Here is a 17,176-nt window from a genome sequence, read left to right on the forward strand (position 1 = left end):
GGGATCGGTGCAGATGAAGGCGCTGCTCAAGGCCGGCCCACACGCGGGCCTGGACCTGGTCGATGCACCCGAGCCGGAGCCCGGTTCGCGGGACGTGAAGATCCGGGTACTGACCACCGGGATCTGCGGCACCGACCTGCACATCCTGAACTGGGACACCTGGGCCGCCGGCGCCGTCGCCGCCCCACTGATCCCGGGCCACGAGTTCTACGGCGAGGTGGTCGAGGTCGGTGCCGACGTCCGCGAGGTCCGCCCGGGTGACCGGGTGTCCGGCGAGGGTCACGTGGTGTGCGGGATCTGTCGCAACTGCCGAGCCGGCCGGCGCCAGCTCTGCATCCACACGGCCAGCGTCGGGGTCCAGCGCAACGGTGCGTTCGCTCAGTACGTGGTGATCCCCGAGGAGAACGTCTGGGTGCACCCGGGACCCGAGGTGATCGGCCCGGACCTCGGCGCGATCTTCGACCCGTTCGGCAACGCCGTGCACACAGCCCTGAAGTTCTCGGTGGTCGGCGAGGACGTGCTGATCACCGGCGCCGGGCCGATCGGGCTGATGGCTGCGGCCGTGGTCAGGCACGTCGGGGCCCGGTACATCGCGATCACCGACGTGTCCGAGCCGCGCCTGGAACTGGCCCGGCACATGGGCGTCGACCTGGCCCTCAACGTGGCCACCACGCCGATCGCCGACGCCCAGCGCCAGCTGCGCCTGAAGGAGGGCTTCGACGTCGGCCTGGAGATGTCCGGGCACGCCGCAGCCCTGCCGGAGATGATCCGGAACATGAACCACGGTGGCCGGATCGCGATGCTCGGGCTGCCGAGCACCCCGATCGACATCGACTGGTCCATCGTGGTCACGCACATGCTCACGCTCCAGGGCATCTACGGCCGGGAGATGTTCGAGACGTGGAACACGATGGCCGCGATGCTCTCCTCGAGCCCGCGGCTGCACAACGCGATCTCCAGCGTGATCACCGACCGGCTGCCCGCGACCCGGTGGGAGCACGGCTTCGAGGTCGCCGCCGGCGGCACCTCGGGCAAGGTCGTGCTCGACTGGACCGTGTTCGACTAGGCACGTCGGACACCCGCACAGACACCTTCCAGGTAGGAGGCACCATGTTCACGTTCTCCAGCGATCTGACCGGCGAGCTCGCCGAGCTCCGCGAGGCCGGCCTGTACAAGCAGGAGCGGGAGATCACCAGCCCGCAGTCCGCGCACATCAGCGCCGCGGCCGGCGGACCCCCGCGTGACGTGCTGAACTTCTGCGCGAACAACTACCTGGGCCTGGCCGACCACCCGGAGATCATCGCCGCCGCGAAGCAGGCACTGGACGATCGCGGCTTCGGGATGGCGTCCGTGCGGTTCATCTGCGGCACCCAGGACACCCACCTCACCCTGGAGCGCCGGGTCTCGGAGTTCCTCGGCACCGACGCCACAATCCTGTTCTCATCCTGCTTCGACGCCAACGGCGGCGTGTTCGAGTCCCTCTTCGGGCCACAGGACGCGATCATCTCCGATGAGCTGAACCACGCCTCGATCATCGACGGGATCCGCCTGTCCAAGGCGGTCCGGTACCGCTACCGCAACCGTGACATGGCCGACCTCGAGGCCCAGCTCCGGGCGGCCAGGGCCCAGGGTGACGGCGGGGCACGCCGGACCATCATCGTCACCGACGGCGTGTTCTCCATGGATGGTTACCTCGCCCCGCTCGCCGCGATCTGCGACCTCGCCGACGCCTACGGCGCGCTGGTCATGGTCGACGACTCCCACGCCGTCGGGTTCATGGGCGCCACCGGCGCCGGCACCCCCGAGCACGCGGGCGTCGGGAGCCGGATCGACATCTACACCGGCACGTTCGGCAAGGCCCTCGGCGGCGCGTCCGGCGGGTACGTCTCCGGCCGCGCCGAGATCGTGGACCTGCTCCGCCAGCGCGCGCGCCCGTACCTGTTCTCGAACTCGCTGGCGCCGTCGATCGTGGCCGCGACGCTGCGCGCGCTGGACCTGGTGGCCGGCAGCGCGGACCTGCGGACGCGCCTGTTCGCCAACGCCGAGGCGTTCCGGCGCCGGATGACCGAGGAGGGCTTCGACCTGCTCGACGGCGAGCACCCGATCGTGCCGGTGATGTTCGGCGATGCCGTGCTCGCCTCCCGGGTCGCCGCGCTGATGCTCGACCACGGCGTCTACGTCACCGCGTTCAGCTTCCCGGTGGTACCGCGCGAGAAGGCCCGGATCCGCGTCCAGCTGTCCGCGGCACACAGCCCCGAGGACGTGGAGACCTGTGTGGCCGCGTTCGTGGCCGCCCGCGCCGCCGCCACTGCCTGAGCCCCGGCCCCCGGCGGTCAGATCAGGCGGTGGGCGCGTGCGTTCAGGTACCGCTGCTCGGGCACGCTCGTGCTCATCCGGGCCGCCGTGAGGTACTCCTCGCGCGCCGCCCGGCGGTCCCCGACCATCTCCAGCAGGTGCGCGCGCACCGCGTGGATCCGGTGGCCGCGCCGGAGGGCGGGATCATCCCGCAGCGGCTCGAGCACCTCAAGTCCCGCGGCCGGGTCGTGCGCCATCCCGACGGCGACGGCCAGATTCAGCCGGACCGTCGGGCCGGGCGCGATCCCGTCGAGCATCCGGTAGAGGATCACAATCTGCAGCCAGTCCGTGTCCGCCCACGTGGGCGCCTCGGCGTGCACGGCGGCGATCGCGGCCTGGAGCTGGTAGGGCCCCACGGTGGCGTGTGGCAGCACGACCTCCAGGATCGACGTCGCCTCGGCGATCATGGTGCGGTCCCACCGGGACCTGTCCTGGTGTTCGAGCGGCACCAGGTCGCCGCCGGCGTCGACGCGCGTGGCCGCCCGGGACTGCGTGAGCAGCATCAGCGCGAGCAACCCGGCAGTTTCGGCGTGGTCGGGGACCACGGCGCGCAGCTCGCGAGTGAGCCGGATCGCCTCGCTCGCGAGCGCGACGTCCATGAGCCGCTCGCCCGAGCTGGCGGTGTAGCCCTCGTTGAAGATCAGGTAGAGCACCTGCCCGACGGCGGTGAGGCGGTCCGGCAGGTCGCTCGCCGTGGGTGCGGCGAACCGCGCGCCCGCCGCCGCGAGCGTCGCCTTCGCGCGGCTGATGCGTTGGCCCATGGTGGCCGACGGAACCAGGAACGCCGAGGCGATCTGGTCGGTGGTGAGCCCGCCGACGGCCCGCAGGGTGAGCGCGGCCTGCGCCGTGGGGGTCAGGGCCGGGTGCGCGCAGAGCAGGAGCAGGTGGAGGGTCTCGGGATCGTGACCCTCCGGACCGGTCCCACCCGCCTGGTCGTCCTCCGCCGTCCCGGCGCCGAGTGCGATCCCGGCAACGGGGCCGGTCATCTCCTGATCGGCGGCCGGAGCGTGTTCGGTGTCGACACGGTCCCGGACGGCCGCGCGCATCTCGCGCGCCGTGCGGGCGGTCTCGGACCGGTGGGCGTCGATCAGCCGCCGGGAGGCGACCCGCAGCAGCCAGCCACGCGGGCTGTCGGGCCCCGCCCCGGGCTGCCACTGTTGCGACGCCGCCAGGAGGGCCTCCTGGACGGCATCCTCGCAGGCCGCGAAGTCGCCGTAGCGGCGTACCAGCGCCCCGAGGACGTGCGGCACCTCGCGGCGCCACACGTCCTCGAACGGCTCACTGATCGTCACCGCCGGGCCACATCGCGGGCCGCAGTTCGACGGTCTCGCCTGGGCCGGAGAACTTCGAGGTGATCTCCTCGGCCCGGGCCTGGTCCACCACGTCGATCAGGAAGAACCCGGCGAGGTGCTCCTTGAACTCCGAGTACGGGCCGTCGGTGACGACCGGGGCCCCCGCGTTCCACCGGAACAGGCGGGACGTGCTCGGATCGCCCAGCGCCTCGCCCGTGACGAGTTCGCCCGACTCCTGCATCTCGGTGAGGACGGCCTCGAACTCGGCGTTCTGCTGCTCGCGCTGCGCGGCCGGCTGAGCCTGGCTCTCGGCGATGAAGTCACCGGTCGGGTGACCCCACGGCTGCGGGTTCGAGTGGATCAGGATGACGTACTTCATGACTTCTCCTTCTCATCGGGGCCTCGGTGCGGGCCCGTCACAGGAGACGTCGGAGCCGCGATCAGTATTTCTACACCCGGCCGGCGGGCGTGAAGTCCGTCGAGCCGGCGAACTCCGGGCGCGGCCTCGGTGCGGAGAACGGCTCCTCGAGGGTGTTCTCCACGGAGTTGTACACGATGAACACGTTCGAGCGCGGCGTCGGCGTGACGTTGCCGTTGGAGGCATGCATGCAGTTGCTGTCGAACATCACGGCACCGCCGGCCTTCCCCTCGAGCACGTCGATCCCGTAGCGGTCGTAGAAGTCCCGCAGGACCTCCTTGCTCGGGGTGCCGGCCCCCTGCATGACCAGGGACTTCCGGTAGTTGTCCTCCGGGGTGGCGCCGTCACAGGAGATGTACTCCCGGTGCGACCCGGGCATGATCATCAGCGGGCCGTTGTAGGAGTGGTTGTCAGTCATCGAGATCGAGATGCTCACGGCGCGCATCCGCGGCATGCCGTCCTCGGCGTGCCAGGTCTCGAAGTCCGAGTGCCACATGAACTCCTTGCCCTCGAAGCCCGGCTTGAAGTTCACGCGCGACTGGTGGATGTAGACGTCCGACCCGAGCAACTGGCGGGCTCGGTCCACCACGCGGGGGTCGTTGGCGATCTTCGCGAACACCGGACTGATCCGGTGGACGTCGAAGATCGAGCGAACCTCCTGGCTGCTCGCCTCGATGACGCACCGCTCGTCGGCCCGGACGTCGGGGTCGCTCGAGAGCCGCTCGAGCTCACGATGGAACGCGGCGACCTCGTCCGCCCCGACCAGCTGGTCGATCGACAGGTACCCCTTGGTGTCGAAACCGTCGAGGGTCGCCTGGTCCATCGGACCCGTGGCGGCCGTCCCCCAGACCACCGGGGCTCCTCGGGGTATGACCTTGACCTCACCGTTGTTCCGGGTGGGGTAGGCGTCGATTCTGTTCTGCACGTCTGCGGCAGTCATCGGTCTTCTCCTATCCGTTGAGTTGTCATAGCGGCTCGCACCGCCCGGGCGCCGGGCGAACTGCCCGCCCGGCACCCACCCCACCCTCACCCGGGAGCCGCGCCCGACGCAAGGCCGTCACACGCGCTCGGCCGAGCGCCGCCGTCGGGCAGTTCTCAGTCGTCGAGGACGAACGTGACCTCGAGCACGACCTGCCACGCCGTCACCACACCGTCGGTGAGCTCGACCTTCTGGTCCTTGACCCAGGCTCCGGAGACGTTGCGCAGGGTCTTCGCGGAACGCTCCACGCCCGCCTTCACGGCGTCATCGAAGCTGGTGTCCGAGCGGGCGGTGATCGTGGTGACCCGTGCGACAGATGCGGTCATGTTCGTCCTCCTCGTTGAAGTCGATCCGCTGCCGATGCAGCCCTGCCATGGTGGACCGGTCGCGGGGGCCCCGCAACAGCACGGACCCCTGGCCAGTCGCGGCTCGGCCGCGGGATCAGGTGCGGATCAGGTGCGCCCACGGGTCGGGCCGTTCGAGGTCGCCGCGAAGCACGCAGAACTCGTTGCCCTCCGGGTCCGCCAGGGTGAACCAGCCCTTACCCTCGGCGACGCGCCGGTCCGCGACCACGGTGGCGCCCAGACCGAGGAGCCTGGCGACCTCGTCGTCGCGGGTCAGGTCGGTCGGGACGAGGTCGAGGTGCAGGCGGTTCTTCACACTCTTGCCCTCGGGAACCTCGATGAACAGGATCTTGGTGCGGCCGTCGGGCGAGACGATCAGGCATTCCTCGTCGCCGGGCTCGTCCGGGTCGTCGGGGTCCCCCGTGTAGCCGAGGACCTGGGCCCAGAACGCGGCCTGTGCGTACGCGTCGCGCGCGTCGACGCTGGTGTGGGACAGACGTGAGGTCATGGCGACCACGATGGTCGACCCGGCCCCCGCCGTCGAGGCTTTTGCCGGGTTAGGGTTCTTTGGCACACCTACGAACGGAAGGAACGCGCGTGAGCCACGAGGACCCGTACGCCTGGCTGGAGGACGTCGAGGGCGAGCAGCAACTCGACTGGGTCCGCGCCCGCAACTCCGAACAGGCCGCCACCCTGGCCGGCACACCCGAGTTCGCAGCCATGAAGGCACGCACGCTCGGGATCCTCGACTCCGAGGAGAAGATCCCGGACGTCTCCAAGATCGGGGACTTCTACTACAACTTCTGGAGGGACGCCGACCACGAGCGCGGCCTGTGGCGGCGCACCACGCTGGAGTCATACCGCACCGCCGAACCGGAGTGGGAGACCGTCCTCGACCTGGACGCGCTCAACGAGGCCGAGGGCGAGAACTGGGTCTGGCACGGCGCGAGTGTGCTCCGCGGCGACGAGGAGTACCGGCTCGCGATCATCGACCTGTCCCGCGGCGGCGCGGACGCCGACGTCTCCCGCGAGTTCGATCTGCAGACGAGGTCCTTCGTGGAGGGCGGGTTCTTCCGGCCCGAGTCCAAGGGCGGGACGTCCTGGATCGACGCGGACACCCTGTTCGTGTTCACCGACTTCGGCGAGGGCACGATGACCCCGTCGGGCTACCCGCGGATCGCCAAGCGCTGGCACCGCGGCACCCCGCTCGAGGCGGCGGAGACCGTGTACGAGGGCGCCGCGGAGGACATGTACATCGCCGCGTACCACGACTCCACGCCGGGGTTCGAGCGGGACTTCGTGAGCCGTTCCATCGCGTTCTACAACAGCGAGCTGTACCTGCTCGGCGCGGGCGACGAGCTCACCCGCATCGACGTACCGAACTCCGCCGAACCGGACATCAAGCGGGAGTGGCTGACCGTGGAGCTGCGTGAGGAGTGGACGCCCGCAAACGTCACCTACCCGGCCGGTGCCCTGCTCGCGATCCGGCTCGAGGAGTTCCTCGCCGGCTCGCGTGACCTGCAGGCGCTCTACACCCCCACCGAGACGAGCTCTCTCGCCTCGGCCACGTGGACCCGCTCGCACCTCGTCCTGAACATCCTCGAGGACGTCAAGAACCGCCTCGAGGTGTTGACGCCGACGGCGCACGGCACCTTCGAGCGGTCGGCGTTCGTGGGTGCGGCCCAGGTCGGCACGGTCGCCGTCGGCGCCGTCGACTCGCGGCTCTCGGACGCCGTCTGGCTGTACGCGACCGACTTCCTGTCCCCCACCACCCTCTCGATCGCGGAGATCGGTTCGGCCCCTGAGCCGCTGAAGTCGATGCCGGTCTTCTTCGACGCCGCCGGCCTCGTCGCCGAGCAGCACTTCGTCACCTCCGACGACGGCACCCGGGTCCCGTACTTCCTCATCCACCGCGAGGACCTCGCCTTCGACGGCACCGCGCCCACCCTGCTGTACGGGTACGGCGGGTTCGAGATCTCGCTGACCCCCACCTACTCCGGGGTGCTCGGCAGTGCCTGGCTGGAGCAGGGCGGGGTGTACGCGCTCGCGAACATCCGGGGTGGCGGCGAGTACGGCCCGCGCTGGCACCAGCTTGCGCTGAAGGAGAACCGGCACCGGGCGTACGAGGACATGGCCGCAGTCGCCAAGGACCTCGTGGAGCGGGGCATCACCGCCAGCGCGCACCTGGGGGTGCAGGGCGGTTCGAACGGTGGGTTGCTCACCGGGAACATGCTCACCCAGTACCCGGACCTGTTCGGGGCGGTGGTGATCCAGGTGCCGCTGCTGGACATGAAGCGGTACTCGCACCTGCTCGCCGGCGCGTCCTGGATGGCCGAGTACGGCGATCCGGACGACCCGGCGCAGTGGGAGTACATCCAGCACTTCTCGCCCTATCACCTGTTCGACGCCGACGCCGACTACCCGCCGGTCCTGTTCACCACGTCCACGCGGGACGACCGGGTGCACCCTGGGCACGCGCGGAAGATGGCTGCGCAGATGATCGCGGCCGGCAAGGACGTCACCTACTACGAGAACATCGAGGGCGGTCACGGCGGGGCCGCGACGAACGGGCAGCAGGCGCACATGACGTCGCTCGCGTACCGGTTCCTGTCCGAGCGCCTCACCTGAACCATGCCGGAACCCGACGGTGTCGCCCCAGCGGTCTCCTCGCTGCGGTCGATGCCGCGGTTCTGGAACCGCGAGCCGCCGCTGGTGCAGTGGCTCGACGAGTTGCCGCGTCTGGTCGCGCAGGCGTGCACGGCGTGGGGTCTGGAACCCGACGGCGGTGCTCGCCATGGGTCGAACGCGCTCGCCGTGCCGGTGCACCGGGGCGGCGAGCAACTCATCCTGCGGCTCGCGCCGCCGGGTGACGACGTCGCCGCCGAGGTCCGGGCGCTGACGTTCTGGGACGGACGCGGTGTGGTCCGCCTGTTCGAGGCGGACGTGCCGCGCCGGGTCACGCTCCTGGAGCGGCTCTTCGGAGAGCCGCTCGATTCCGTGCCGCTGGACGAGGCGGCCACCGTGACGGGCGACCTCATGCGCCGCCTCGCGGTCCCGGCGCCGCCGGATGTGCCGCGCACGGACGAGATCGCGCGGCACCGGGCCACCGAGTTCCCCGGCGAGTGGGACCGGCTCGGACGAGTCGTCGGCGAGGAGTTCCTGCGCGCGGCGCTCGCCGCGGCCGAGGTGTGCGGGCGGACCGAGGCGAGCACCGCCGTCGACGGGGACCTGCACGGCGCGCAGGTGCACCGCGCCACCCGGGAGCCGTGGCTCTTGTTCGACCCGGCGCTGCTGCGCGGGGATGCCTGCTACGACCTGGCCCGGGTGCTGTGGACACGGGTGGACGAGATGGACGACGCGGCCGCGATGCACCGGCACGCCGACCGGGTCATCGCCGCCGCCGGGCTGGAGGCCGAGCGCGCGCAGGCGTGGATCGTGTACCGCTCGTTCGACTACCTGCTCTGGGGCCTCGCGCACGGTCTCACCGAGGATCCGCCGCGATGCGTACGGCTGCTGGAGGCGTTCGCGCGGGTCTGAGCCCTGCTCAGATGACCGTCTGAAGGCTTGCCAGTCGTTCGGCGTCAGCGAGGACATCCAGGGTGGCGATCCGGTCGTCGACGAAGGTGATCAGGTAGACCGCGTGCACCGTGCCGTCGGCGACGTACGCGGCCGCGGGGGCGCCGTCGATGGACACGAGGCGGGTGAGCTCGGCGCGCCCGGCGAACACTCTCGCCACCGCGTCGACGCCACGGATGCTGTCTTCGAGGAGCGGGGCACCGTGGTCGGCGCCTGCGGTGGCGAGCTCGACGGCCGCGCCATCGCTGCGCAGCTCGATCTCTGGGTCGAGGAGTTGCAGGAGCCCGCCGAAGTCGCCGTTCCTGGCCGCGTCGAGGAACGCGCCGATCGCGGCGTCCTGTCGCTCGCGGATGCCGCCGACGTCGACGGCTCGCAGCCGGGCTCGGGCGCGGGATGCGAGTTGGCGGGCGGCAGTGGGGGTGCGTTCGACGATGGGGGCGATGTCGTCATAGGACAGGGCGAAGACGTCGTGCAGCACGAGCGCGAGGCGTTCGAGCGGTCCGAGGCTGTCCAGCACGACCTGCATCGCCAGACCGAGATCGTCGATGCGCATCAGGCTGTCCGATGGGTCGCCGTCGGCAGGCGTTCGGACCGAAGATTCCGCCTCCGGGGTGGAGTCACGGTCCAGATCCTCGCGCCGGCTCGCCTGCTGCCGGATCATGTCGATGCAGACGCGGGAGATGACCGTCGTCAGCCAGGCCTCGAGGTTCTTGATGGTGGCGATGTCGGTGCGCTGCAGTCGGAGCCAGGCCTCCTGGACGGCGTCGTCGGCGCCCCACGGCGACCCCAGGGCACGGTGTGCGATCGCGTACAGCTTCGGGCGATGGGTGACGAACTGCTCCGCCACGTCGTCGAGGGTGCGGGTTGGCGGTAGCGGTAGCACGGGACTCCTTCCAGGCGAGCGCTGGTCACGTTTCGGTCCACAGATCCGACTCATGGGTGAGACGGACGTTCCGGCCCGTCTCCCCCGCATCACCAAAGTGAAGGAGTCACTGTGACCATTCTCCCGCAGACCACCACCGAAGAACTTCGCGCCAGTGTCCGTGGGCGCGTCTGGCTGCCCGCCGATGCCGGCTTCGACGAGGTGCACCGCCCCTGGAATCTCGCCATCGAACAGCGCGTGCGCGCCGTCGTGGAGGTCGCCGACGCCGCGGACGTCTCCCGGCTCGTGCGATTCGCCTCGGAGCGGAACATCCCGGTCGCCACCCAGCCGAGCGGCCACGGCGCGACCGGACGCGCGAGCGATGCCATCCTGCTGCGCACCGCCGGCCTCGACACCATCGACATCGACCCCATCCGGATGACGGCGAGGATCGGCGCCGGTGTGCGTTCCGGTGAACTGCAACGCGCCGCCGCCGCGCACGGCCTCACCGCCCTCCCGGGCAGTTCCCCCGCCGTGACCGTGACCGGCGCCGCGCTCGGCGGTGGCCTGAGCTGGTTCGGAAGAGCGTTCGGGTGGATGGCCGACAGCATCCTCGCCGCCGAGATCGTCGCAGCAGACGGCACCACCCAGCGCGTCACCCCCGCTATCGACCCCGAACTGTTCTGGGCCCTGCGCGGCGGCGGAGGCGACCTCGCCATCGTCACCGCTCTGGAGCTGCAGCTGCGCCCGGCGCCCAGCGTCTTCGGCGGCCGCCAGCTCTGGCCTGCGACACACGCGGGCCAGGTCGCGGCCGTCTTCCGGTCGATGACCGAGACGGCGCCAGGCGCGCTCACCCTGTGGCTCGAACTGCTCAGTTTCCCCGGAGCCGAACCGCTGGTCGCGATCGACTCGACCTTCCTCGGCGACGAGGCGACCGCCCGCAACCTCATGCACGAGACCAGCCTGCTGCCGGTGCCGCTGTCCGACACCCGAGCACCGATCAGCGTCGCCGACCTCGGCACCATCACCGCAGAACCCACGGACCCTGGACCTGGCGCCTCACGCGGGGAACTCCTCACCCACCTCGACGACAGCGCGCTGGCTGCACTGGTCGACGATCCGATCGCGCCGTTGATGACGGTGCAGATCCGGCACCTCGGAGGCGCCCTGGCCCAGCCCAGCGACAGTCCGCACGGCGCACTCGCGGAGCCGTACGCCGTGTATATGTTCGGGGTTCCGGCAACCGCTCAGGTGGCGGAGTCGATCGCAGGAAAGCAGGCAGCGCTCGCCGACGCCCTGCCGACCAGCGGGCGCAAGCCGATCACGTTCCTGAACCCGGGAGAACGCCTGTCCGACGCGCTGCCGGACGCCTCGATGCGACGCCTTCGCCAGCTGAAAGAAGACCGCGACCCCGACGGGATCATCCGGGGCAACTTCGGGATCCTGGACTGATCCCGGCGAGTAGGTTCGAACCATGGCACCCGACCAAGGACGCGACCACCACGAGAACATCGAGCCGGGGCCTCACCCAACGCCCTCAGCGGTGCAGCCCGAAGGCCTCCAGTCGGTCCAGCCACAGATCGGGGGTGGCGTCGTCGAACGGCGGGACCTGCGCACGCACGCGCTGCTCCAGGTCGAGTGCCAGTAGTTCCAGACGGGTGACCACCTCGACCGGGTAGCCGAACTGCTCGCAGTGCTCGGCCCACTCGTCGCGGTCGTCGACCCAGGTGCCACGCGGACCCTCGACGCGGACCACGTCCAGATCCATGTCGATGCCCGTGGCCAGCAGCGGGTCGCTCGTCCAGCGCACGTCCCAGCCGAGATCGATGTAGATGCGCAGCCCGCGCGGGTGGTGACGGTTCACCGTGAGCGCGAAGTCCGCGGCGGGGCCGCCCGCAGGCAGGAGCGCGACGTTCGGTCCCTCCGCATGGAACTCCGCACCCGGACGCGCGCTGTGCCAGCCGACCGGCTGGCCGATCCAGTCGCCCCACTCGTCGGAGCCGAGGTAGACGCACTCGTGGCGCCAGTGTGGCGTGCCGTCCCATTTGCGCCAATGGAAGATCATCGGGGTGCCCGGGTCCGGTCGCTGCGTGCTCACGAGGGCCCATTCTGCACGCCGACCGGGTCATCGCCGCCGCCGAGTCGAGGTCAGCGGGTTCGGCCCCCGGGCTCACGCGCGGTCCCGCGCCCAGTTCAGGGACTGCCGCGCCTGCGCCGGCAGCTTGGAGACCACGGTGTCGTAGGAGTCCTCGATCAGACCGGCCACGAGGTCCCGGTCAGCGTCCGGGGCGAGGGCCACACTGATCCAGTGCTTCTTGTTCATGTGATAGGCCGGAAGCACGTAGTCGTGGGTGCCGATCAGCAGCGGGACCTCGACCGGATCGGCCTTGAGGTTGACCAGCAGGTGCTCGCTGATGTGTGGCACACCCATGACCAGAGCGAACATCTTGCCGTGCACGCGCAGCACGTCCGAGTCCGGGCCGAACGGGTGGTCGAGCGTGGCCGACGGCAGGTCGAGGCACACTCCGTGGCACCACGTGGCGGCCTGCGCCCACGCGCCGGTCCTGGTCATCGGACCATCGTGCCATCCACGTGCGACACGGACGCGTCACGTCTGTGGACCTGCTCGACCGATGAATTCCGGCGGCGGGGGAGGTCGGTACCGGTGCTATGACCCCGAGCCAGGAGAGCCCGATGATCGATCTCACCCCGAGCACGACTCGCGTGGCCGCACTGATCCCCGCCGTACGTGATGAGCACCTAGACGTGACGACGCCGATCGGCATGCCGGTGCTGCAGCTGCTGAACCATCTCCTCGGCCTGACCGTGGCGTTCCGGGACGCCGCCGCGAAGATCGAAGGACCCACGACGTCCACACCGCCCGCCCCGATCCTGGACCCGTTGCCCGAGGACTGGCGCGAGAGTCTCACCGGTCAGCTGGGGCAACTCGCCGTGGCTTGGCAGGACCCGGCCGCCTGGGACGGGATGACGATGGCCGGCTCGGTCCGGTTCCCCGCACAGGCGTGCGGGCTGGTCGCCCTCGACGAGGTGCTGTTGCATGGCTGGGACCTCGCCCGGGCCACCGGTCAGAACTACCGGCCCACCGATGCCGAGGCGGAGGCGGTGCTGCCGATCGTCACGCCGGACCCGGACCCGCAGGTCGCCGCCGCCGAGCGCGAGGGCATGTTCGGGCCGCCGGTGTCCGTGCCCTCCGACGCGCCGCTCTTCGACCGCGTGCTCGGGCTTGCCGGTCGCGATCCGGGGTGGTCGCCGCCCGGCTGAGCGCCGGTCAGCTGCGCGGCGGGTCCGACGTGGGCGGCGAGGGCCACGGGCCGAGCTCCTGGAGGTCGACGGCGGCGCCGGCCCTGGTCGCGACGGGCGCCACGGCGGGGGCACGGCCGGCGAGCCAGGACGTGATGTCACGCAGGGCACCGGTCACCTCGACGGCCGTCTCGTCATCCGCACCCGTGCCGCCGCCCTCGACGTCCAACTCGTCGAGTCCGGGGCCGACGGCGTACCGCAGGCCCTCGTCGTCGGCGTTGATGACCACCGGCTCCCCCTCGGGCAGGCGCACGCCCAGGAAGTCCAGGAGGTGCTCGCACAGGGCGACGGACCAGGACTCGACGCCGATCCCGGCGACCAGGTCCACCTGATGGACCCCGGCCTCGCGCCACCAGGCGAGCGCGACGTCCACGACCGTGCCGTCGTAGTAGGTGACGGACGCATCCCAGCCCGGCGATCCCGGGGCGGGCCACGCCGCCGCCAACCGGTCGCGCAACGACCCCAGCCCCACCAGGTGCTCATCACGGGAGCGCACCGAGAGCTGCTCGATGCGGGCGTTGCGACCCGGCCGGCCGCCCTCGTACACCTCGATCAGCTCGCCGCGCGCGGCGAACTCGAGCTGGCGGGCGAACGCGTTGCCGACGCCGTCCAGGTGCGCGAGCAGGTGGCCGCGGGTCCAGTCCGGAAGGGCCGACGGCGCTCGGACGGCCTGGTCATCCAAGGTCGCCAGGGCATCGATCACCCGAGTGAGTGCGTCGCCGCCCTCGGTCGCCGCAAGGACGGCCACCTCCTTCGGGTCCTGCGTGGGGTCGATCATGGCCAGATCAGTCCCTTCGTCCAGGCTTGGTCCGTGGATCGTCGGTAGCGCAGCCGGATCTGACCGGCATCGGGCGTGGCCGCCCAGAACTCGACGGTGTGCGGCGCCAGCGCGTAGACGCGCCACTCAGGGGCGATCAGGACGCCGTCGATGTCCGCCTCGACCCGGGCCAGGGCAGCGGCGTAGGCGTCCCAGTAGTCCTGGCGGTCTTCCAACGGTTCGCTCTGCCGGCCCACCAGGGCAGCAGCCCGCGAAGGGGGCGGCCGGGCCAGGAAGTCCGCCGTGCCCGCCTCCTCGCCGAGGTCCTGCACGGTCCCGGCGAGCCGGACCTGACGTCCGAGCGCCGGCCAGAACGACGTCATCGCGGCGTTCGGGTTCTGCGCGAGGGCAGCGGCCTTGGGGCTGTGCGAACCGGTGGCGAAATGCCAGCCGCGGGCGTCCAGGTCCTTGAGGATGAGCGTCCGCGCGGCCACGGCACCGGACGCGTCCGCGGTGGCGAGGTTCATCGCGTGCGGCGCCGTGGAGCCGGCCCCGACGGCGTCGCGGAGCCAAGCCAGGAACAGGTCGGCCGGGTCCGCCGGGGCGTCGTCGGGGTCGAACGGCGGCAGCCGGTCGCGTTCGAAGCTGGGCAGGCCGCGCAGCCAGGTGCGCAGGTCGGTCGGGTCGGCGATCATTGCCTCTCCTCGAGGGCCGGGCTGAGCATGGAAACGAAGCCGCGCACGGCGCGCTGCATCGCGGTCGGGTCGGCGAGCGCGCGCGAGAGCACGTACCCGCCCTGCACGATGGCCAGGGCGGCGTACGCGCGATCGGACGCTGCGCCGTCGGGCAGTCCTGCCTCGCCGAAGACCTCGGTGAGGCGCTCCACCAAGCCCGAGAAGTAGGACCCGACCTCGGCGGCCAGCTCGGCGTCGGACATCACGGCCTGATCGCTGGTGAGCCTGCCGATGCGGCATCCGTTCGTCGTGTCCCGCGGACGTTCGAGGTAGGCGCGCAACCGGTCCAGGGCCGGCCGGTCGCCGCGGAGCTCGCCGGCAGCGGCGGCCAGCGAGTCGGCGACGGTGGCCGAGATCGCGGCAAGGGCAAGATCGTGCTTGGCCGGGAAGTGGTGGTAGAGGCTGCCCTGGCCGACACCGCTGGCCGCGAGGACCTGGCGGGGACTGGTCGCGCCGACGCCCTGGCTCGCGTAGAGGTCGCGGGCGGCGGCGACGAGACGTTCGCGACTCTCGTTCGGGATGCCCATAAGGGGCACCCTACCTACCTCTAGGTATGGTCACAAGGGCTGGGCCGACACACGAACGCGACATCGTTGGCTCCGTCGTCGCGGGTGGTGCCAACAATGTCGCGCTCGTGCCGCGGGTGGACGGTGGGCGGTCAGTGTCGGTGGACACCCAGCCCGGTCCGGCCGGGAGCGAGCTCGGGCCGGAGCGCGAGGTCGCGGTCGTAGTCCTCGGGGCCCTGGAACCGGTACGGGATCGGCTCGATCGTCGCCAGATCGTCGAGCCGGCCCCGCAGGAGCTCGACCGCGGCGGCGTGGTCGGACTCGCTGAAGGCCGAGGTGCCGTGGATCGCGACGGGCGGCAGCGCGGAGATCCCCGCGTACCAGAGGGTGCCGTGCAGGAGCGGGAAGAGCACCTCGTCGAGGTCGCCGTGGATGCCGCGCGGACCGAACGGCCCGGTCCCCGCGCCCGTGGTCACGACCACGAGCGCACGTTTGCCGGCCAGGTTCCCGCGGCCGTAGCGCATCGTGTGGCCGGGCCGGTCGGGGTCGGGCATGTCGTAGGCGTAGCCACGCACGAAGACCCGGTCGAACCAGCCCTTCAGGATCGCGGCCATGCCGAACCACCAGAGCGGGAACTGCAGCACGATCGCATCCGCCCGCGCGATCTTCTCGTGCTCGGCGAGGATGTCCGGGCTGAGCAGGCCGCGCGCGTAGGCCTCGCCGGACGCCTCCAGCACTGGTCCCGGCTCGACCTCCGGGTAGTCCTCCGCGTCCAGAACCGCCTTCCACTTCATCGCGTACAGGTCGTCCACCTCCACGGCATGGCCGGCGGCCCGCAGCGTGGCCACGCCGTCGGCGTGCAGCGCGCCCGCGAGCGAGCGTTGTTCCGGATGGGCGAGTACCCACAGCACGTTCATCTGGTCGGTCCCTTTCGTTGCGGACCACCCACGTTGCCGGTTCGCTCGGACAGGCACCAGTGACCTTTTGGACGATATGCGCAAGAATCGGGCCATGACTACTCGTGCCCGCCATCGCGTCGCCGTGCTCGTCCGCGACGGTGTGCTCCCCATGGAACTCGGCCTCGTGCACCAGGTGTTCGCCGAGGCGAAGACCCCTGACGGCGAGGCGCTCTACGAGGTCCGCACCCTCGCCCCGGTTCCCGGCGAGGTCCGCACGGACGCCGACTTCCCGATCACGGTGGCCCATGGTCCGGCCGCCCTCGAGTGGGCGGACACGGTGATCGTGCCGGCGTCCCACTCCCCTGCCGAGACGGACAGCACCGGCCGCCTCGGGCCGGAGCTCGCCGCCGCGCTGGCCCGGATCCGCCCGGGCACCCGGATCGCCTCGATCTGCACGGGCTCGTTCGTCCTCGCGGCGGCCGGACTGCTGGACGGGCGCAAGGCCACCACGCACTGGAAGTCGGCGGCGCAGTTCCGGGCGTGGTTCCCGGCCGTCGACCTGGACCCCAACGTGCTCTACGTCGAAAGCGGGGACGTGCTCACGTCCGCGGGCGAGGCGTCCGGGCTGGACCTGTGCCTGCACCTGGTCCGCCGTGACCATGGCGTCGCGGTCGCGAACACCGCCGCGCGGCACCTCGTGGTCCCACCGCACCGCGACGGCGGCCAGGCCCAGTTCATCGAGCGACCGGTCCCGGTCGGCCCCCGATCGGTCACGAGCGGCGCACGGGACTGGGCGCTGACCAACCTTGACCAGCCGCTGACGCTGGCCGAGCTCGCCGAGCGCTCGGCCGTGAGCGTGCGAACCCTGACCCGAGCCTTCCGGGCCGAGTTCGGCCTCTCCCCCGGCCAGTGGGTGACCCGACAGCGCCTCGAGCACGCCCGGCACCTGCTCGAGCACAGCGACCTGCCGGTCGACCGGATCGCCGGCGCCGCCGGGTTCGGCACCGCCACGTCGCTGCGCGCACACCTGCATGCCAGCCTCGGTGTCTCCCCGAGCGCCTACCGGCGCACGTTCCGCGGAAGCGAGCCCGCCCTGCCGGCCTGACCTCCGCCGTCGGGCCCGCGCCTGACCC

General features: G+C 71.2%; 19 protein-coding genes. 7 read left to right on the top strand and 12 right to left on the bottom strand.

Going from position 1 to position 17,176, the window contains the following annotated elements; translation table 11 throughout:
- The first annotated feature begins 13 nt into the window (after nucleotides 1-13).
- Both tdh and KCQ71_RS19800 read left to right on the top strand, forming a co-directional pair.
- Nucleotides 14-1,066, top strand: a complete 1,053-nt coding sequence (tdh, locus tag KCQ71_RS19795) for an L-threonine 3-dehydrogenase (RefSeq protein ID WP_223409150.1) — start codon at nucleotides 14-16, stop codon at nucleotides 1,064-1,066.
- A gap of 44 nt (nucleotides 1,067-1,110) precedes the next feature.
- The gene (locus KCQ71_RS19800) at nucleotides 1,111-2,316 is read left to right on the top strand and encodes a glycine C-acetyltransferase (protein ID WP_223409152.1); all 1,206 of its coding nucleotides are present in this window, start codon (nucleotides 1,111-1,113) and stop codon (nucleotides 2,314-2,316) included.
- A gap of 17 nt (nucleotides 2,317-2,333) precedes the next feature.
- Here KCQ71_RS19800 and KCQ71_RS19805 read toward each other — a convergent pair whose 3' ends face one another.
- From KCQ71_RS19805 to KCQ71_RS19825, 5 genes are all read right to left on the bottom strand, one after another.
- A complete protein-coding gene (locus KCQ71_RS19805) occupies nucleotides 2,334-3,647 on the bottom strand; it encodes an RNA polymerase sigma factor (protein ID WP_223409154.1) in 1,314 nt (437 codons plus the stop codon).
- Entirely contained in the window at nucleotides 3,634-4,026 is a 393-nt protein-coding gene (locus KCQ71_RS19810; protein ID WP_223409156.1) for a YciI family protein, read from the bottom strand. The genes KCQ71_RS19805 and KCQ71_RS19810 overlap by 14 nt, the downstream gene beginning before the upstream one ends.
- A gap of 70 nt (nucleotides 4,027-4,096) precedes the next feature.
- On the bottom strand, nucleotides 4,097-5,005 hold the full coding sequence (gene thpD, locus KCQ71_RS19815; RefSeq protein ID WP_223409158.1) for an ectoine hydroxylase: 909 nt from the start codon (nucleotides 5,003-5,005) through the stop codon (nucleotides 4,097-4,099).
- Between the two features lie 155 nt (nucleotides 5,006-5,160).
- Entirely contained in the window at nucleotides 5,161-5,370 is a 210-nt protein-coding gene (locus tag KCQ71_RS19820; protein WP_223409160.1) for a dodecin family protein, read from the bottom strand.
- 115 nt (nucleotides 5,371-5,485) lie between these two features.
- Entirely contained in the window at nucleotides 5,486-5,896 is a 411-nt protein-coding gene (locus tag KCQ71_RS19825) for a VOC family protein (RefSeq protein ID WP_223409162.1), read from the bottom strand.
- A gap of 89 nt (nucleotides 5,897-5,985) precedes the next feature.
- Here KCQ71_RS19825 and KCQ71_RS19830 point away from each other — a divergent pair, with 89 nt between their 5' ends.
- The gene (locus tag KCQ71_RS19830) at nucleotides 5,986-8,016 is read left to right on the top strand and encodes a prolyl oligopeptidase family serine peptidase (protein WP_223409164.1); all 2,031 of its coding nucleotides are present in this window, start codon (nucleotides 5,986-5,988) and stop codon (nucleotides 8,014-8,016) included.
- Nucleotides 8,017-8,019: 3 nt separating this feature from the next.
- Nucleotides 8,020-8,925: an aminoglycoside phosphotransferase family protein gene (locus tag KCQ71_RS19835; protein WP_223409166.1), complete on the top strand. Its 906-nt coding sequence runs from the start codon at nucleotides 8,020-8,022 to the stop codon at nucleotides 8,923-8,925.
- Between the two features lie 7 nt (nucleotides 8,926-8,932).
- On the opposite strand, the gene KCQ71_RS19840 is transcribed toward KCQ71_RS19835, so the two are convergent.
- A complete protein-coding gene (locus KCQ71_RS19840) occupies nucleotides 8,933-9,811 on the bottom strand; it encodes a sigma-70 family RNA polymerase sigma factor (protein WP_223409168.1) in 879 nt (292 codons plus the stop codon).
- 147 nt (nucleotides 9,812-9,958) lie between these two features.
- On the opposite strand from KCQ71_RS19840, the gene KCQ71_RS19845 reads away from it, so the two are divergent.
- Nucleotides 9,959-11,278 carry an FAD-binding oxidoreductase gene (locus KCQ71_RS19845; protein WP_223409170.1) on the top strand — a complete coding sequence of 440 codons (1,320 nt, stop codon included), beginning with the start codon at nucleotides 9,959-9,961 and terminating at the stop codon, nucleotides 11,276-11,278.
- 85 nt (nucleotides 11,279-11,363) lie between these two features.
- Here KCQ71_RS19845 and KCQ71_RS19850 read toward each other — a convergent pair whose 3' ends face one another.
- Both KCQ71_RS19850 and KCQ71_RS19855 read right to left on the bottom strand, forming a co-directional pair.
- The gene (locus KCQ71_RS19850) at nucleotides 11,364-11,924 is read right to left on the bottom strand and encodes a DUF402 domain-containing protein (protein WP_223409172.1); all 561 of its coding nucleotides are present in this window, start codon (nucleotides 11,922-11,924) and stop codon (nucleotides 11,364-11,366) included.
- 72 nt (nucleotides 11,925-11,996) lie between these two features.
- Complete coding sequence (locus KCQ71_RS19855) at nucleotides 11,997-12,398, bottom strand: MmcQ/YjbR family DNA-binding protein (protein ID WP_223409174.1); 402 nt, start codon at nucleotides 12,396-12,398, stop codon at nucleotides 11,997-11,999.
- A gap of 122 nt (nucleotides 12,399-12,520) precedes the next feature.
- Here KCQ71_RS19855 and KCQ71_RS19860 point away from each other — a divergent pair, with 122 nt between their 5' ends.
- Nucleotides 12,521-13,108, top strand: coding sequence for a TIGR03086 family metal-binding protein (locus KCQ71_RS19860; RefSeq protein WP_223409176.1), 588 nt, complete (start codon nucleotides 12,521-12,523; stop codon nucleotides 13,106-13,108).
- A 7-nt stretch (nucleotides 13,109-13,115) separates the two neighbouring features.
- Here the strand turns inward: KCQ71_RS19860 and KCQ71_RS19865 are convergent, their stop codons facing one another.
- The 4 genes from KCQ71_RS19865 to KCQ71_RS19880 form a co-directional block, all read right to left on the bottom strand.
- A complete protein-coding gene (locus tag KCQ71_RS19865; protein ID WP_223409178.1) occupies nucleotides 13,116-13,925 on the bottom strand; it encodes a maleylpyruvate isomerase family mycothiol-dependent enzyme in 810 nt (269 codons plus the stop codon).
- Nucleotides 13,922-14,599, bottom strand: a complete 678-nt coding sequence (locus tag KCQ71_RS19870; RefSeq protein WP_223409180.1) for a pyridoxine/pyridoxamine 5'-phosphate oxidase — start codon at nucleotides 14,597-14,599, stop codon at nucleotides 13,922-13,924. Before KCQ71_RS19870 ends, KCQ71_RS19865 begins: the two co-directional genes overlap by 4 nt.
- The gene (locus KCQ71_RS19875) at nucleotides 14,596-15,165 is read right to left on the bottom strand and encodes a TetR/AcrR family transcriptional regulator (RefSeq protein ID WP_223409182.1); all 570 of its coding nucleotides are present in this window, start codon (nucleotides 15,163-15,165) and stop codon (nucleotides 14,596-14,598) included. The genes KCQ71_RS19870 and KCQ71_RS19875 overlap by 4 nt, the downstream gene beginning before the upstream one ends.
- A gap of 131 nt (nucleotides 15,166-15,296) precedes the next feature.
- Complete coding sequence (locus KCQ71_RS19880; protein ID WP_223409184.1) at nucleotides 15,297-16,061, bottom strand: NAD(P)H-dependent oxidoreductase; 765 nt, start codon at nucleotides 16,059-16,061, stop codon at nucleotides 15,297-15,299.
- Between the two features lie 94 nt (nucleotides 16,062-16,155).
- On the opposite strand from KCQ71_RS19880, the gene KCQ71_RS19885 reads away from it, so the two are divergent.
- The gene (locus KCQ71_RS19885; RefSeq protein WP_223409186.1) at nucleotides 16,156-17,148 is read left to right on the top strand and encodes a GlxA family transcriptional regulator; all 993 of its coding nucleotides are present in this window, start codon (nucleotides 16,156-16,158) and stop codon (nucleotides 17,146-17,148) included.
- Nucleotides 17,149-17,176: the final 28 nt, after the last annotated feature.

It is taken from the genome of Occultella gossypii (genome assembly GCF_019947135.1).
GTDB classification, from domain to species: domain Bacteria; phylum Actinomycetota; class Actinomycetes; order Actinomycetales; family Beutenbergiaceae; genus Occultella; species Occultella gossypii.

Bases quoted from the DNA above. Each gene is read 5' to 3' on its own strand.
- KCQ71_RS19810 (WP_223409156.1), bottom strand. From the start codon at position 4,026: ATGAAGTACGTCATCCTGATCCACTCGAACCCGCAGCCGTGGGGTCAC.
- KCQ71_RS19885 (WP_223409186.1), top strand. From the start codon at position 16,156: ATGACTACTCGTGCCCGCCATCGCGTCGCCGTGCTCGTCCGCGACGGT.
- KCQ71_RS19875 (WP_223409182.1), bottom strand. From the start codon at position 15,165: ATGGGCATCCCGAACGAGAGTCGCGAACGTCTCGTCGCCGCCGCCCGC.
- KCQ71_RS19835 (WP_223409166.1), top strand. From the start codon at position 8,020: ATGCCGGAACCCGACGGTGTCGCCCCAGCGGTCTCCTCGCTGCGGTCG.
- thpD (WP_223409158.1), bottom strand. From the start codon at position 5,005: ATGACTGCCGCAGACGTGCAGAACAGAATCGACGCCTACCCCACCCGG.
- KCQ71_RS19800 (WP_223409152.1), top strand. From the start codon at position 1,111: ATGTTCACGTTCTCCAGCGATCTGACCGGCGAGCTCGCCGAGCTCCGC.
- KCQ71_RS19880 (WP_223409184.1), bottom strand. From the start codon at position 16,061: ATGAACGTGCTGTGGGTACTCGCCCATCCGGAACAACGCTCGCTCGCG.
- KCQ71_RS19860 (WP_223409176.1), top strand. From the start codon at position 12,521: ATGATCGATCTCACCCCGAGCACGACTCGCGTGGCCGCACTGATCCCC.
- KCQ71_RS19820 (WP_223409160.1), bottom strand. From the start codon at position 5,370: ATGACCGCATCTGTCGCACGGGTCACCACGATCACCGCCCGCTCGGAC.
- KCQ71_RS19870 (WP_223409180.1), bottom strand. From the start codon at position 14,599: ATGATCGCCGACCCGACCGACCTGCGCACCTGGCTGCGCGGCCTGCCC.
- tdh (WP_223409150.1), top strand. From the start codon at position 14: ATGAAGGCGCTGCTCAAGGCCGGCCCACACGCGGGCCTGGACCTGGTC.
- KCQ71_RS19865 (WP_223409178.1), bottom strand. From the start codon at position 13,925: ATGATCGACCCCACGCAGGACCCGAAGGAGGTGGCCGTCCTTGCGGCG.
- KCQ71_RS19855 (WP_223409174.1), bottom strand. From the start codon at position 12,398: ATGACCAGGACCGGCGCGTGGGCGCAGGCCGCCACGTGGTGCCACGGA.
- KCQ71_RS19825 (WP_223409162.1), bottom strand. From the start codon at position 5,896: ATGACCTCACGTCTGTCCCACACCAGCGTCGACGCGCGCGACGCGTAC.